Consider the following 16,133-nt stretch of genomic DNA (forward strand, 5'->3'; position numbering starts at 1 on the left):
GCAATCAGCCGGCCTGCTTGGGCTTACTGAATGTGCGACCGATAGCGCCCATACAACGCAAGCAGAGGTCGATTGCTCTGAACACTCTCTTTTGTTCCGAATGTGGAAATCAAGAAAATACGATCAGTCCGTTCTCACTGTTTGTGCGACGTTGACGCTTGGCAATAACTGGATTCAACTCCAGGCCCGGTGTCACAGACATCGGGCTTTTCTTTTGGAAAGATCCCACCAATGGGGTCGGTCGCTTGAACGGTAAAGCATCTGGCTGGATGAGGCCCCTGTCTCGAAAACAGATGCGGTTGCAAACCGTTGTGGGTTCAAGTCTCACGGCTACCGCTTTGATTAGACCAAAAACATACTCATATTTGAGATGTATGTTGTATTACAACTCTTTAACTGACTAAGGATTACCAATGACTGAATCCATTTGCTTAATTGGATTTGATGAACAGGAGAATGATCATTTCAAAAATAAAATTGATGCTCACATTATTGCTCATGTGACATTGCCTTCCTATCACGTTTTCAATGGTGAATTCTTTGTCGATCGCGAAAGCAGAAGCTGGCAGGTTCCTGTTGATCGCGTAGTTTATCATGGAATATTCGAAGACGATTTCGACCTGTTGATTGCACTATCACTTTGGGGAGGCCCATGTTTCCCCAATCCTCGAGGCATGCTTGATTGTCGACTCAAGCATGCTTGATTGTCGACTCAAGCATGCTTGCTTGGTAAGAGCACTTGGTGTCACCAGGTTTCCAGGATACGGTCGTGGATTTGCTCCAGTTGGATCAAGAATAAAGACAGAGACAGATACGGTTGCCAAATGGGGAAATTGGCACTGCGGTGAAAATAAAGAGCGATTTACTGGCGACTGGAAAGCAAAGACTTCAAGTACCTTAGAACCATACTTTGAAGGTGACGCAGTACGAATTGTTGTCATTGGGGATGAGGTATTTCAAATCTCGCTGGATGGCAAAGATTGGAAGAAATCGATTCACGATGATTCTGCCTGCATAACAGATGCTGACCATGAACTTGTAGAGGACACAAAAGTTATTGCAAATCATTTTGGTCTTGAAGTGGTTGCCAATGATTATGTCGTAGGTCCTACCGGTAAATATCTTCTTGAAGTGAATCATATTCCGAATGTGACAAGATTCCCTGAAATATGGGAATCTTATTCAAAAAAAGTTGCTGAATGGTGTTCATGAATTAATTGAGTAGCCGCAATTTATACCCTGTGGTTGTGAGGGATGCATGACAGTCTTCGAAACTGTTGGACGAGGTTCAACTCCTCGACGGGGTATTTGGGGTACTCCTCAATCATTGTCCTTGGAGTGTGAGGGAGAGCACGCGACTTTGCGAAGGTCGTAGATCAGGTTCGACTCCTGGCGAGGACATTTTCAGAGCGTAATGAATAAGGAGATTTAAGATGGTGGAAAATGATGAGCAGCTTTCCCACGGCTTTCTTCATGCTGCGGGAATGGGACTCGTTTCCTTTCTGGGATTGATGTGCCGTCAGGCTGATGATGTGGCTCGACTTGGCCTGCGTCATGCGGACGACATCGGTCGTGTGGGAATTCATCAGTGTGATGATGTAGCGAGCAACCTTTACAAGGTGGGTGACAGTGTCATTTTGAATCATCCCGATGGCATGAAGTTGTATCGACCACAAAATGGAAATCTTCATTCTCTGGCAAAGGAATCCTCTTACGGTAGAAGTATTCGCTTGCATGATGTACCTGATGACGAAATTGAAATCCATTTCGGTCAGCAGGGAGCCAAAATAACTTTGGATATCATTCAGAGGCAAATGGATCGTGATAACGAATGATAATTATTTCGATCTGAATGATAATCGAGTCAATATTGCGAACCGAGGGAAATCTCTGGCGTCAAATTATGGATCGCTGTTGTTATCTCTCCAGCGGCAGGCAGGTCACCCGGCAGGGTTTGGTTATGTCTGTTCCGTGAATGGGATCTGAAAGGATGATGTCAGCGTTGGTTAGCTCATTGGGTAGAGCAGCAATCTAATAAATTGCAAGTAGCGGGTTCGAATCCTGCACCAACACCAACCGTCGGCTAATAACCGACACGCCCCTGAAAGGGACGTCCGACGCGATAAGCGTCTCACAATGCCTGAGGGAGACAGACTTTTGTTGGATCGGCCGGGCATGAGGATGAGTCTGTGGAATTGCTCCACGAGAGTGGAGTTGAAGTCGCAGTTCAACTTATGACTCGGCAGCACGAGACAACGCTTTGTAGTGGGTGGATACCGCGTTCATGCGGTTGCTGTTAAAGGGAATAGAAACGACGAGTTTTATCGATTCGGAATCCTTCGGGAAACTGAAGAGGAAAATTCAGAGCGGAAGTTTCTGGAGATAGTTGCCAACGAGCACTCAAACGCACTCCGTGATTTGTCCGTGTGATCGGCGAATGTTCTGTCTTCTGATGGTCTTCTTTGAAGCATGTTGCGGTAATGAAGCCGCTTTTCTTTGACCTTCGCTAACCCGCATTTCTCACCCGGTTTCTCATTTCTTCTCCCGGGGGCTTGCGGGGCGGGAATTTGGTTTGGTGGGTGGGGATTGGGAGCGTGGAGGGGGTGTCGAGAGGTGTTTTTTTGGTGCCAGGTCGGATTTCAGGCCGTTTTTGTCAGTTCGGCGCGTACCGCGAGCGCGGTGGGCGCTGTGGTGGACTCTTTCGAAGCCGATTGGGCTCATCCAGGGACAGGCCGCGGCGGGAGGTCTTGCAGGTTTTGCCAGACCTGGCCGAACAACTCGCGATACGGGTATGCTTCCGACAGTGACAGCCACACCTTCCGGCACGTCACCCGCACCTGTGCCCCGATCTTGAGCAGCTTCACGCGAATCGTATCGCAGCGGGCCTTTGCGTGATCGGTTCCCTGTAAGCCGTGACGTCGCAGAGCCGCCAGCAGCACATAGGCCACCGAAGAAAACCACAACCGCAGTTGATTGGCCCGCATGGTCGCACAACTCGTCCGGTCGGCGAACAGACACAACTGCTGTTCCTTGATCCGGTTTTCCATCTCGCCGCGCTGACAATACAGATCTTCATACAGCGTCCGGGCATCGGCCTGGTCTTCTGTCAGATTCGTCACCACAAACCGCGGGTTCTCGCCTTTCGAGAGATGCTCGGCCTTGGCGACAACCCGCCGCTGGCAACTCCAACTTTTCAACGTCCGGTACCGCAGGTCAGCGAACAGGCGAGCGGCTTGTTTCGTGTCGTCAAAAAAGAGCTTGGCGGCCACCCGCTGAGCCTCAATCATTTCCTTGAGTCGCTCGTTTTTGGCCAGCCCCAAAATGTATTGGACTTCGTTCTTTTCGCACCACTGCATGATCGGCTCGCGACAAAATCCGCTGTCGCCGCGAATCACGATTCGCACCTCCGGCCAGCGCTGGCGAATCAACGGCACAATCCGCTGCAACTGTTCCACTGTCCCCAGACTGGCATCGATATCGGCCGGTCGGAGCTGCGCACACAGCAGGTGCTCGCCACAGAAAATATACAGCGGCAGATAGCAGTACTGCTTGTAATAACCGTGAAAGAATCGCCCGAGTTGATGTCCGTGCAGTGGATCATCGGTGGCGTCGAAATCGAGAATGATTTCTTCGGGCGGCCTCTGGTGAGCGTCGAGAAACAGATCCACGAACAAACGTGAGAAGTCGCTGCAGCTGGCCGTGATCTTTTTGTAGCGGCTCTCCGGGCTGGCTCCGGGGGGAGTCAACTCGAGTCGATTGAGCGTGCTTTTGCCGGCCAGAGCATGCCCGCGATCACGTTCCCGCGCCCGCTGTTGTCCGGTCAGATCGTCTTTGCCGGCCAGCAGCGCGAGCAACGGGTCATCCCGCAGGCGGTCATGATCATTGAGGTCTTCATAGCCGAGCGTTAACGCAAAAATACGCTGCCTGACCAGTTCGAGCACGGAGTGCTCAATATAATCGAAATCGCGATGATCGCTAAAACAACCAGCGACCCGTGAAGTCAACTTCAGCTTGTTATCGAGTTCCCGCAGCAAGAGCCCGCCCGCATCGGAGGTGATCATCAGACCATCAAAATTGGCCACGACTTCGCGACGCTGGTGGGGTTGAAAAGTGAGGGACTTTGTGGAACACTGTGTCATGAGAAGGCTGCCTGTCGTTTGGGGTGAAAGCTGTTGTGAGAAAACAACTTATCCCAAACCAGGCAGCCTTTTTCCACCCCCGGGTGAGAAATCCGGGCTAGCTCCACACTGTGAATCCCTGAGGCAAGCAATTAAATAGTTGCATCCTATCTATGGGAAACTTGTTTGCCAGTCTTTTATTGCCAATAATCAACCCTGCGTTTCGGAACGGTTTGATCACTCGGTATGTTTCTCAACTCGACAGTGCCATTCAGTGTTCCGACTTTTTTTATTTAGACTCAGAGAGACAGAATCATGAGAACACTTAAGTGCAGTTTAGTTGTCGCGGTTAGCGTTTTCGCTACGTTGCTTGGTCAACAGTCCGCAAATGCAGAGTCCAAACAGCCGAACATTCTTGTCATTTTTGGTGACGACATCGGAATGTGGAATGTTGGCAAGTACACACACGGCATGATGGGTCGCACGCCAAACATTGATAGTATCGCCACAGAAGGGTTACTCTTCACAGATCATTACGGACAACCCAGTTGCACGGCCGGACGAGCGGCATTCATCACGGGACAAATGCCAGTTCGCACAGGCATGACAACGATCGGAATTCCGGGGTCAACACGTGGCATACAAAAAGAAGACCCAACGCTGGCAGAAGTACTGAAGTCACAAGGTTATTCCACTGGCCAGTTCGGCAAAAATCACCTTGGTGATCGAAATGAATTCCTCCCTACCGTTCATGGATTCGATGAGTGGTTCGGTAACCTCTACCATCTGAACGCAGAAGAGGAACCTGAGCAACTCGACTACCCAGGGCAAAAGAATCCCGAATACAAGAAGAAATACGCACCGCGCGGCGTTATGCATGCCTGGGCGACAGAGCAGGACGACCCCACAACAGACCCGGTTTTCGGTCGAGTAGGCAAACAAAAGATTGAGAATACAGGACCACTCACGCGCAAGCGAATGGAAACATTTGATGACGAGGTCCTTGGGCATACACTCACTTGGCTAGACAAGAACGGCAAGGGTGACAAACCATTTTTCTGCTGGTTCAACACTACGGCCATTCATATCTGGTCTCATTCAACAAATAAATACATTCAACAGGCGGTTGACGAAGGACGAGCCGAGCAAGACGTTGTGCGGGCGAAGATGCTTGAACATGATGAGCAGGTCGGTCAACTCCTGAAGAAGCTCGAAGACTTAGGAGTGGATGACAACACAATCGTGGTCTACACGACCGACAATGGCTTTGAATTGATGATGTGGCCCGATGGCGGCTACGGGCCTTTCCGCGGCGAAAAAGGCACAACATGGGAAGGTGGAGTCCGTGTGCCGTTGCTCATCAAATGGCCTGGCCAAATTGAACCTGGCACGGAATTGAACGGGGTTCAAAGTCATGAAGATTTGTATGTTACGCTGGCCGCGGCAGCAGGGCTCCCCGACCTTAAGAAGGAACTGCTTACCGGCAAAAAGATGAACGACATGACTTACAAAGTCCATCTCGATGGATACAACAATCTGGACTATTGGACCGGTAAGACTGATAAATCCGCGCGTCGTGAGTTTTTATATTACGACGAGACGGACTTGATGGCCATTCGTGTGGACGCTTGGAAAATGCATATCGGTGTCAAACCTGACGGAAGCTGGTGGGATGAGAAATATTACCCGAGTGTTCCATACGTTTTTAATCTGTTAATGGACCCGATGGAAAAAATGGACCCGCAAAGTCATGAATGGGGATATGCCGGGCGGAAATTCTTCGCACAGAAAATGTGGGCTCCGACTGCGGCAGGACCATTCCTGGCTGTTCATCTCAAGACTCTTTCCGACTATCCACCTCGACAGGGTGCCGATTCTTTGAGTATGAAGAAGGCGATTGAGGAAGCAATGAAGAAAATGGAGAACCCTCAAGGTGGTAACAATTAACACGATACTGCTGGCTATCCCCCATTTAAGAAGCCAGCCTTCGTGCTAGATTTCAGCCAACCGGCTGTGGTGATTCAACAGGATCCTAACAGCCGGGGTTGATATCGATGACAGAGTAGCTGGGAGTGGCAAGTGTGATTGCCCATCATTGAGGAATCACACTCACTCTTTCTCACAGGAATACCACCATGCTCTTTGTCGGTATTGACCAACATGCACGGCAACTGGACATTTCGAGCAACCATTGAAAACAAATCGAGTTCTGAGTTGCCAGAGGCGCGGAGGATCTGGTCGCAATCTGGAGCACATTCAAAAATTATTGCAGCATTCAGCAGGAGCAAACACATCGTTTCTAGGACAGTTGAAGTCCATGCGACTGCAGATACCATTTGAAAATGGTCTAAAACTAGAATTCGAATTTAATTGAAGGAAAACAGTTTTTGAAAGAGTAGGGGAATGAAATTCGGGATTGATTCCCCGGACATTGCGCTCGATTGAGTATCCAGTCGCGACCAGAATGTTAAATTTTTTGGTGTGTCCGGAACTCGGATAGAAGATATTAGAATGTTGTGATAAACCGCATTGCGATTCATCAAAGAGTTGATTAATTCCACGCACCGCTTAGAGAGAAAGCAGCCCAGAATTGAGGTGATAGACGATGAGTTAGCTCTGTATCTGGCTTTGTTGGTATGCGTAGATCGCCTCGGATATCTTTGTGATCGAGAACGACTTTGGGATTGTTCAGCAAGTAAAGCTGAGCTTCGCGGAGTGCGTCGAGTTTACTCATTTTTCTTTCCCAAAGATTCCAATAAAAACGTTCCATCAGTAACATCGTGGCCACATCCCCCACCTGCCAAAAACTCGCAATTGTGGTATCAGCTCCTGCAACTTGAAATGCGCGTTGGACACCCAACAGGCCTTCTCCGCCTGCTACAGCACCCAGTCCTGTCTCACAAGCTGAGAGTACGACAAGATTGACTTCACCCAGACTCATCGCAGCAATTTCATCTGCGGTAAGAATTCCGTCATCTTTACCCAATTGAGGAGGGAGATTTGCCCCACTAAATACTAAACCAGACAGCAATCCAGAATTGAAGCCTCTGATCTGCGATGGTATTTTAATCGACAAGCCTGAATCGCTATGGGTACTATTTTCCCTGAATGCTGATCGCTTGGAAGGATCAGCAAAAAAGCCATGAGTGGCCAGATGCAAGATTGTGAATTGCCCGGCCAGCTGTCGAAATTGCTGCTCGGTGGCTGTTGCTTTCTGCAAAATCTGAATCTCACTCCCTTGAGAATCGAAGAGACGGTTGTAAGTTTTCTGGATGGTTTGAATCTCCCTCTCTGTGCCAGCCAGATGAGAAAACTTGACCTCGCCACCGCGAATAGCGTTCTTAGGGGATCCCCAAGACGTATTTAACTCCGAGAGTTCTGAAATTGTATTCGTGTTGCTGTCATAGTCTACATCTCCCATGAGCAATAAACTACTTTTAATACGCTCTCGTCCCATTTCGTCAATTAGTTCAGGCAGTAATTTCGGGACTGGCAGCATCGCAACGCGATGGTCTTCGATCAGATAGCTGGCAGGTTTCTTGCCTGGTAAAGCGGCAATAGGCAACCTGCCCAGTACGCCATCAACAGAAACTAAAATGAGTTTTGCATTATTCAATTCCGATTCCAGTGGTTCCCAAAGCCTGCGTCGAAGTTCTTGACCAGCTGTTACACCTGCCTGTGAGACGCCGAAGGAATTTCTCCAGATGTCAATGGCATCACTCACAGGAGTCACTGGCCCCAGATTCTTGAGTTTAACTTCACGATCTCCTGAAATAACAAACGCCAATAAATGAAGTACGGGAGGTTCATTGGGATGCTCCGGATTCACTTGGCCAAATTCGAGGAAATCGATCAGTACAGCTTGGTCAGGAAGCGTAGATTGCAAGTCCTCAAGTGAGATCTGCTTTTGAGCCAATCGAAATTCTGCACTTTTTGAACTTAGTTCAGCTTCTAAGTTTTCTTTTACCGCAGTGAGCTCTGCAATTTGAACCTTCCATGAATCTGACAGAGAGGGTTCCGGTTGCACACGTGTCAGAGTTGCCAGTTGAAGTGAAGTATCCTGGAGCTCACGAATATACGAAGCGACTCGCTTGTCGTTAAAAACCTTTCGCATTTGCATTTGTCTAACGAGCGTTGCTCCCTTCCAAGCCAGTACCTCGCGGTAGGCATTCGTGTGATACTGATCCAAGGGAGCAGCCATTGAGAGGTAGACATCCAATTGATATCGCAAGCCTTCAGCCATGCTTAACTGCTGCCGCTCCGATTGTACGCTTGCTGTAGTTTCCAACAGTTCACGATTCCCGTGTAAAGCATGAAGAAATTGTGCCTCTGCCTCAGCATATTTTCCTTGAACAAAATAGGCTGAACCTAGCGTGTTGTAAATGCCGAGCATGAGAGGATTCGAATTCTCCATCGTCTCTTCAGCCATTTTGAGAGCGCGTTGGATTAGCATATTTCCTTCATCTGAATCTCCTGACCTGAAGGCAATAATAGAAAGACTTATCAGTGATTTTATGATTTCAGGGTGTTGCCCTTTGTAAGTAGTTTGTTCAACGTTCAGTGCCTGAAGAAGCAGAGGTTTTGCTTTTTCCAGATCGAGTGCTTCCAGATGGAGAATGCCGAGTTGTTTGAGTAAATATGCATGGCTCGGATGCTGCTCTCCATTGACTATACGGGAAATCTCAATCGCCTTGTTGAATAATGGCAGCGCTTTTTCATATTCGCCAATCGATCCAAACCAAACTGCCAGATTATTTAAAGCAGTTGCGTAATCAATATGCTGCTCTCCCATAATGTCTTTTGTAATGTCCAACGATTGCAGATAAAAGGCTTCTGCTTTTGTATAGTCTCCCATGGAACTATAATTGCCGGCGATATTATTAAGCGATTGTGCGTAGTCTTGATGCCTGACACCCAGTACTCGTTTGCGAATTTCCATCGATTCTCGGAATAGTTGATCCGCAGAAACATAATCACCAGATAATTCGTAGACGCTGGCGAGTCCATCCAGGCTAATGGCATAAGCCGGGTGGTCTTTTCCCAGAATCTGAAATCGAGAGTCAATGACTTCAAGATAAATGAGTATTGCGGTTTGATATTCACCTTCAAGCGTTGCAATTTGTGCAAGATTGTTTTGAGTTGTTAATGAATCAGGATGTTTCTTCCCGTAAAAGTCTTGAGTAATTTTCAATGACTGAAGTAAGTGATTACGTGCTTGTTGATAATCACCCAGCTGTTGATAGTGTTTTCCAATATTATTAAGGCAGATCGCATATGCTGGATGTTGCTTACCATATATCTGACTTGTTAGTTTCAGAGATTCCTGATGCATTTTCAGTGAGAGAGAATACTTCCCAACATCATGGTAGTGCACAGCAAGATTGCCTAAAATACGACCATACAGAGGATCTTCTTTACTTAGGAATTTCTGAGCAGATTCATAACATTTTAAATAGATTTGCTCAGCATTTTCATAGTCTGACATCGCGGCATAGGCACCGGCCAGATTGTCCATTGTGCCGATCCAGGCAGGATCATTTGAACCAGTTGTTTCTTCATAGATTGAGAGCGCCTGTTTGAACAGTGGAATCGACTTTTGGTGTTTGCCGGTTGTCTCATACAGACCAGCTTGATTATTGAGGCTTTCTGCATACTGGGGATGAAATTGTCCGAAAACAGCGAGACTAATCGCTGTTGATTGTTCATACAGTTTTTGGGCCTGAGGGTAGTCGCCTTGATAGTGGTACATTAAACCTAGTTGATTTATTGAATAGGCAACTTGCGGATTATTTATTCCAAAGATTTCTTTTTGAATGTCAATAACCTCGTTGGCTGCTTTTACTGCACCTGAAAAATCACTTGATTCATATTTTGTGACTGAGAGTTCCTGGAGCACGGTCAATTCATTTAACTGATCACGTTGTTCTTCAGTTAGTTTCTGCCAAACGGTGACTTCTTCCAGCATGAGCCTGACATCAACAGTCCTCCAGTCTTTTTCTCCAAGATATTCAACATGCAGCTGAAGTGATTCCTTAAGCGACTTCTCTGCACCTTCACCATCACCGGCCTGCGTTTGGATCTGCCCGAGGAATATGAGTGAATCTGCAAGATCGCTCGCGCTGTCAGGGAGATAACGACGTTGCAGTTTCACAAGACTTTTTGTGATGATGGTCGCTTTCTCCAACTCACCTGCAGCTTCATAGTCTTGAGCCTGCGTTATCAACTGCAACATTCTTGCGGTTGTTAGCTCATCTTGCGCCCAAATGGTTTTTGCAGAGACTGCCAGAAAAGAAATGGCAATCAAAAGACTAACTCCATGGAACCATACTTTTTCGATCATATTCTGGTTGCGTTGCAGGGTAAGCATAGATGAATTTCCAAATTATGTTGCTCATGGAGTCGCAGTCTTAGAAACATAGCAGATCGTTGATGCTACTGTAGTCACAATCTTAAAACCAGTGTCGCTGATAGAAGCACGAGATTAGTGGCTGTAACATCGATTAAGTTTCTACATCCCACTGCCCTGGAGTGTCCAGGCCGCCCAGAGCCTGGCTGGCGTGCGGCGTTGCAGAGTCTGTTTTGGAACATTTCCATTCAACTTTAGATCCCCACGCAACAACTTTTCTTGTGGATTGAGTTGGGTGAGTTCTTCGTCGGTTTCAGTCAAGTTCTCTTCTGTATCGAATAGCGAAGCACGTTGGCCGGTCAGCTTTTCGATCAGTTCTGGATTGCGATAGATTTCCAGTTGGGCCTGACGGATTGCTTCAACCGGAGGCAGCTTCTCGTTCCAAAGTTTGGTGTAGAATAGTTTCATAAGAGCCGCCGTGGCAGCATCATCCACCGACCATAGACTCCCCAGGACATTACGGGCTCCGGCGAGTTGGAAGGCACGCTGCAGGCCATACACGCCTTCGCCTCCACCAACTTTACCCAGTCCTGTTTCACACGCCGATAAGACCACCAGCTCCGTGCCTCGTAAATCGAGGCTGACAATCTCTTGAGCGGTCATGATGCCATCATTGCCGCTGGGTAAACCAAACTCGTCCGTTGCGGCAGGCCGATTGGCTCCAGCACAGACGATCCCGGTCAACAGCAGGGGATTGCGTTCTGTTACGGTGGGGCCTCGTCGTGTCAATTCGTTGTCTTCACTGAATTGTCGGAGAGCGAAGAGTTGATCCTGTTCCTGATTGTGTCCCTGGAACGAGCGAAACTTCTCGTCGGCAAAAAAACCATGCGTCGCCAGATGAATATAGTCTTTCCCCGGCAACAACTGCTGCAGTTGGGACTCACTAGCCTGTGCACCAATCAGGATCTGTTCCCGCTCATCTTCTGTCCACAGTTCGGTAAGTCGCTCCACTTCCTGTCCTGTACCCGGCAACTTGTTCCAGAAGAGTGTTACCCCCCGATTTACGACAGGTGCTCGTTGGGAACTTGTGCCTGCCACGAGTTCCCGAGTAGCAGACTGCGGCTTGCTATCGTAATCGACCGCTCCCATAGCCAGAAATGAAGGACTCTGCGGATTGCCAGATTCTTCAGTCAGTTGCCGGTAGAGTTCGCGGGGATGGCTCACGGTAGCCAGTTGGTAATCCTCCAGCAGGATTGTCCCCGGCTCACGACCGGGAAGAGCCGAGAATGGCAGGAAGGAGAGTTCACCATCCAGCACAAAATAAATCGTCTTCACGCCTTTCAGCTTCGCTTCAATTGGCTGCCAGAGTTGCTTACGGAGCTTGGCTCCAAGCTGATAGGCAGTGTCGGAGTTTCCATTGATCAATGCGGATCGCCATGTGGAGGCCAGTTCCAATACGGAATCCTGATGAGGAATTTGGATCCAGTCCAGTGAACCTCGACGCACGATAAACGCATCAACGAGTGGAATTGATTCTTTTGTATCCTCGTTATAATCCCCTCCCAGAATCAGATGCACAAGGGCCTGCTGTTCGTTCAGCTCCTGTTGGAGGTTAGCTGGACCCGTTTTCTGGACTACCAGTTCTCGTCGGAATGGTTCACTCAAGCGGGCTAATTCCTGCTCCAGATCTTCCTTCTGCTGATTCAGTTGACCAAGTCGCTGCTGACGTGCCTCAATCTGCTCCGGCTGCGGAACTTCGAGAACCAGAGTCGCCAGTTCCCGCTGAAGCTGCCGGAGTTCCTGCTGCTTTTCGAGTGCGGCCGGATTGTCCAGAACGAGCTCATGCCGGTCGATCAGCACCTGGCTGATCACACCCTGACTTTCGGTTATCGCCTCGTACAAAATCGCCGGCTCCGGGGCCTCAATATGTCGTGAGCAGGCCAGCAAGGGTTGAAAATCGTTAAGTGTATTTTGATAAGTTAGAGCACGAGCTTCTCCCTGGCTGACCGAGAGCTGTTGCAGATTTGCCGTCTGAATCTTGAGAGCCTGCCGATAGAGTGGTTCCGCCTGGTTATATTTTCTCATCGCTTCGTACAACATGGCCAGATTACACAAGGAGATCGCATAATCTGGATGCTGCTCTCCCAGAGTCGTCTTACTGATCGCCAGATCCTGCTGAAAGAGTGGTTCTGCCCGAGCATATTCCCCCATCGCTTCGTACAACAGAGCGAGATTGTTCAGAGAGGTTGCGTAATCAGGATGCAACTCCCCCAGGACAGACTTCCTGATTGCCAGGGCCTGTTGCAAAAGCGGTTCCGCTTGGGAATGATCCCCAATTGACTGGTATAACAGAGCTAAATTATTGAGAGAAGTCGCGTAATCGGGATGCTGTTCTCCAAGGAGAGCCTTGTTGATCGCGATAGCTTGCAGAAAGAGCGGTTTGGCCTTGGAATATTCCTCCATTGATTGGTACAAAAGTGCTAGATTATTCAAAGAAATAGCGTAGTTTGGATGTTGCTCTCCTAAGATAATTTTACTGATCGCCAAATCCTGTAACATAAGCGGTTCAGCCCGGGCATATTCTCCCATTGCTTCGTATAAAAGAGCCAGATTGTTTAGAGAGTTTGCATAATCCGGATGCCGCTCTCCAAGGGCCTTCTTTCTAATAGCCAGGACTTGCTTAAAGTGAGGTTCAGCTTTGGCGTATTCCCCCATCCAGTGGTAAGAAAGTGCCATATTATTTAAGGCGCTGGCGTATTGTGGATGTTCGTTGCCTACTGTTATCAAAAATAACTGAGTTGCATTTTCAAAAAACTCAACCGCTAACCCGTAATCCCCAATGGAATACGCCTGAGCCCCCATTTCCGATTGTTCTCGACCCTTGTGAAACTGTTGCACTTGTTCTGGCGTCTTCCCCCTTAAGAATGAAGTTGTGGAAAGTTCCCATTTAATATCGATCGCACGATAATCCTCTTTACCGTATTTCTGGGTAATAATATCGAGAAGTCTTTGCTGATATTGTTCTGCGCGATCCAGATCTCTGAACCTGAATGTAACGTTGGCCAGCCATTTCAGGTTCTCAATAACTTCAGGTGAAGTGATCCCATGAAGTTTTGCCTGTATGGCCAGGATACGTTCTCTGATCTGCAGTGCGTTCAGGACCGATTCTCTAGTCTGGTTTGTCTGGATTTGTGTATTGAATTCGGTATTAAGCGTAGCAAGCTTTTGAAGTAGAACTTGCTTTGATGGTGATAAAGATTCATCGCTTTTTTCTGCAGTCCCTTCGGCAGAAGTCACTGCATTTCCTGTCAAGTCCTGTCTGACCTGATCAGTACCTGAAGGAACTGGCTGAGGCGGACCCTCATTGACAACCGAAGGACTCTGGAATCCACACAGTAAAAGAACGCAAACAGAAAAGTAAAGAATCAGCCGTCTCATCGGCGACCCTCCCAATGAAAAGATTTCGTCATTGAATCTGACATAAGCTGACAGGTCGTTATCTCTGGAATCGGCTTTGCTAATTCTGATATTGAAAAACGATAAATTGGACTTGTTACCTGAGTTCAAAATTGTCTGAATGCCATCTGAAATGTAAGACTCAATGATTCGTCGCAAAAGAAAGTTGCTCATTGATGTTACGTCCTGAGTACCATTAGAAATCCTCGTCTACTCACGTATATTTACAAAGCTGATTGCACTGATGATTTCAAAATCATCCTCGAACTTCTCCATCAGGATTTTTTGAACTTTCAGGAATGAATCCTCAAGAGTTTTTTTATTGTGAAACTGAGGAGACCGAGCAACTGACTCCAGATCTTTCTGAACTTTCACGAGTTGTTCATTCAGGAGTGGTGTTCGTACGGTTGAATTCGTGGTGAGGTTTTGTTTGTTGGATTCTATAGCTTGATCACGGTTGAACCAGACAACTGCTCGTTCGTCTTGAACGGTTTGTGGAGGCAAAGTAGATTTCAGTGCTTGCAGTTGTTGAACAGTCTCACCAGAAACAGGATCTCGACGTGCGAGTAACACCAAAGTCTCCATACCGGTTTCCTCATCCATTGGCCAGCCCTGATCGACTTCATCGGGCAATGAGAGTGTGCCAGTAATACTTGACTGAGTGGCAAATGAATTCCAATCCCCCGGTGTGCCGGGATAAACAGGAATGACAGACCCGTCGGGAGAAATCCAGATCAGATACAGATAACTGGGCGGATCGCTGTTTGCATAAACTCGAATCGAATCATCAGGCTGCAAGGGCAATACGTCTGCATCAGTGAGCGAAAGATTTCTCCGTGCCGTATCGGTCGAATTCCAGAGCTTGATATCAATGTCACCAATCAATGGCTTCTGAGTGTTGTTATTGAGGGAAAGTCCAGTTTCTTGAGCAACATCTTTCTCTCGGTCTTTTGGGATCGATCCGCTCGATGGTGCCAACATGGCTTTCACAAAGAACACGAGACCAATGCATAGAACTGAGAGCCCCAGTATTGCAGGGATTAATTTTGAGTCTTGTCGAACTGTGACACGTTCAAGATCCCGCCGAACCTCAGGCATACTGTGATAACGATCATTAGGATTGCGGGACATCATTTTCAGGCAGATCCGCGCCAACTCACGGTCACACGTCGGAATGATCTCACTGGGCGGTATTGGATCGGATTGTTTGGCCTGAAAAATGACGTAATTGGCTGATCCTGAAAACGGAGCCTGTCCTGTCAAAACGCTATAGAGTGTCGCTCCCAGTGAGTAAATATCGACTTGCGGACCTAATTCGCTGGAATGTGGGTCAAACTGTTCTGGGGACCCATATGCAGGAGTACCTACCAAGCTGACTGCTTGTCTGAAAAGTCCTTCTCGAACCAAGCCAAAGTCAGTTAGAACAGGGCGATCAGAGTCAGAGACGAGAATGTTACCTGGCTTTACGTCACGATGAATCTGATTATTTTCGTGGACAACTTGAAGCGCATCAGTCAATTGGACAAAGATGTTGGCGATCTGCGTTGCATGCAAAGGTTGTTTGGATTTGGCCCATGCGTCCAGAGTCTTACCGTCAATATATTTCATAACGATATAGTGGAGCCCCTCGACTTCTCCCCGATCGTAAACAGTACAGATATTCGGGTGATCCAGTCCGCTAGCCGCTTTAGCTTCGCGAAAAAATCTGTCAATGATTTCATCGCCATCTGCGACATCGGGAATATGAGGAAATTTGATCGCCACATCCCGTTCAAGTCGAGTATCGTAAGCTTTATAAACTGTTCCCATACCTCCTTCGCCAAGTTTATTCGTCACTCGATAGCGAGTCAGTTTAGTGACCGCATTCTCAATTGAATTCCTGTCTGTACTTAAAGGCATAGAAACGGTTTTTACTTGTGATAAAGTTGCATTGGAGATCGTAACTTCGTATTCGGGGAACCGCTCCAACCAATCGTCGAGGTCGATGTTTACCCCAATCCGTCGATAATAATCCAACTCAATTCCGAACAACTGAATGAATAATTGTTTTTGATACGACTCATGAATTTTAGTAATGAACTCTTCAATTCGCGGCTGCAGATTCTCCTGAATTGCTTCTTCAAATTTCTTACATATTGCTTCAATCTTCGTACCTGCTGTATCCATGAGATTGTCGCTGACATTAAGAATTAATTTGAACAGAGGAATTGACG

Annotated in this window: 8 protein-coding genes and 1 tRNA gene; 5 read left to right on the forward strand and 4 right to left on the reverse strand. The window is 47.7% G+C overall.

Annotation, left to right across the window (positions count from 1 at the left end):
* The first annotated feature begins 413 nt into the window (after positions 1 to 413).
* The 4 genes from Pan54_RS07705 to Pan54_RS07720 all read left to right on the forward strand — a co-directional run bounded on the left by Pan54_RS07705 (position 414) and on the right by Pan54_RS07720 (position 2,073).
* Complete coding sequence (locus Pan54_RS07705; protein ID WP_146502931.1) at positions 414 to 704, forward strand: hypothetical protein; 291 nt, start codon at positions 414 to 416, stop codon at positions 702 to 704.
* Between the two features lie 22 nt (positions 705 to 726).
* Positions 727 to 1,212 (forward strand): hypothetical protein, encoded by a 486-nt coding sequence (locus tag Pan54_RS07710; protein ID WP_146502932.1) that lies wholly within the window; start codon positions 727 to 729, stop codon positions 1,210 to 1,212.
* Between the two features lie 221 nt (positions 1,213 to 1,433).
* Positions 1,434 to 1,835 (forward strand): hypothetical protein, encoded by a 402-nt coding sequence (locus Pan54_RS07715; RefSeq protein ID WP_146502933.1) that lies wholly within the window; start codon positions 1,434 to 1,436, stop codon positions 1,833 to 1,835.
* Between the two features lie 165 nt (positions 1,836 to 2,000).
* Positions 2,001 to 2,073: transfer RNA gene (locus tag Pan54_RS07720), tRNA-Ile, on the forward strand.
* Between the two features lie 644 nt (positions 2,074 to 2,717).
* Here the strand turns inward: Pan54_RS07720 and Pan54_RS07725 are convergent.
* The gene (locus Pan54_RS07725; protein ID WP_146502934.1) at positions 2,718 to 4,139 is read right to left on the reverse strand and encodes an IS1380 family transposase; all 1,422 of its coding nucleotides are present in this window, start codon (positions 4,137 to 4,139) and stop codon (positions 2,718 to 2,720) included.
* Between the two features lie 294 nt (positions 4,140 to 4,433).
* On the opposite strand from Pan54_RS07725, the gene Pan54_RS07730 reads away from it, so the two are divergent.
* Positions 4,434 to 6,065, forward strand: coding sequence for an arylsulfatase (locus Pan54_RS07730; protein ID WP_146502935.1), 1,632 nt, complete (start codon positions 4,434 to 4,436; stop codon positions 6,063 to 6,065).
* 604 nt (positions 6,066 to 6,669) lie between these two features.
* On the opposite strand, the gene Pan54_RS07735 is transcribed toward Pan54_RS07730, so the two are convergent.
* The 3 genes from Pan54_RS07735 to Pan54_RS07745 form a co-directional block, all read right to left on the reverse strand.
* A complete protein-coding gene (locus Pan54_RS07735) occupies positions 6,670 to 10,485 on the reverse strand; it encodes a CHAT domain-containing protein (RefSeq protein WP_146502936.1) in 3,816 nt (1,271 codons plus the stop codon).
* A gap of 141 nt (positions 10,486 to 10,626) precedes the next feature.
* Positions 10,627 to 13,761 carry a CHAT domain-containing protein gene (locus Pan54_RS07740; RefSeq protein WP_165441653.1) on the reverse strand — a complete coding sequence of 1,045 codons (3,135 nt, stop codon included), beginning with the start codon at positions 13,759 to 13,761 and terminating at the stop codon, positions 10,627 to 10,629.
* Positions 13,762 to 14,130: 369 nt separating this feature from the next.
* Positions 14,131 to 16,086 (reverse strand): serine/threonine protein kinase, encoded by a 1,956-nt coding sequence (locus Pan54_RS07745; protein ID WP_146502938.1) that lies wholly within the window; start codon positions 16,084 to 16,086, stop codon positions 14,131 to 14,133.
* Positions 16,087 to 16,133: the final 47 nt, after the last annotated feature.

Source organism: Rubinisphaera italica, assembly GCF_007859715.1.
Taxonomy (GTDB): domain Bacteria; phylum Planctomycetota; class Planctomycetia; order Planctomycetales; family Planctomycetaceae; genus Rubinisphaera; species Rubinisphaera italica.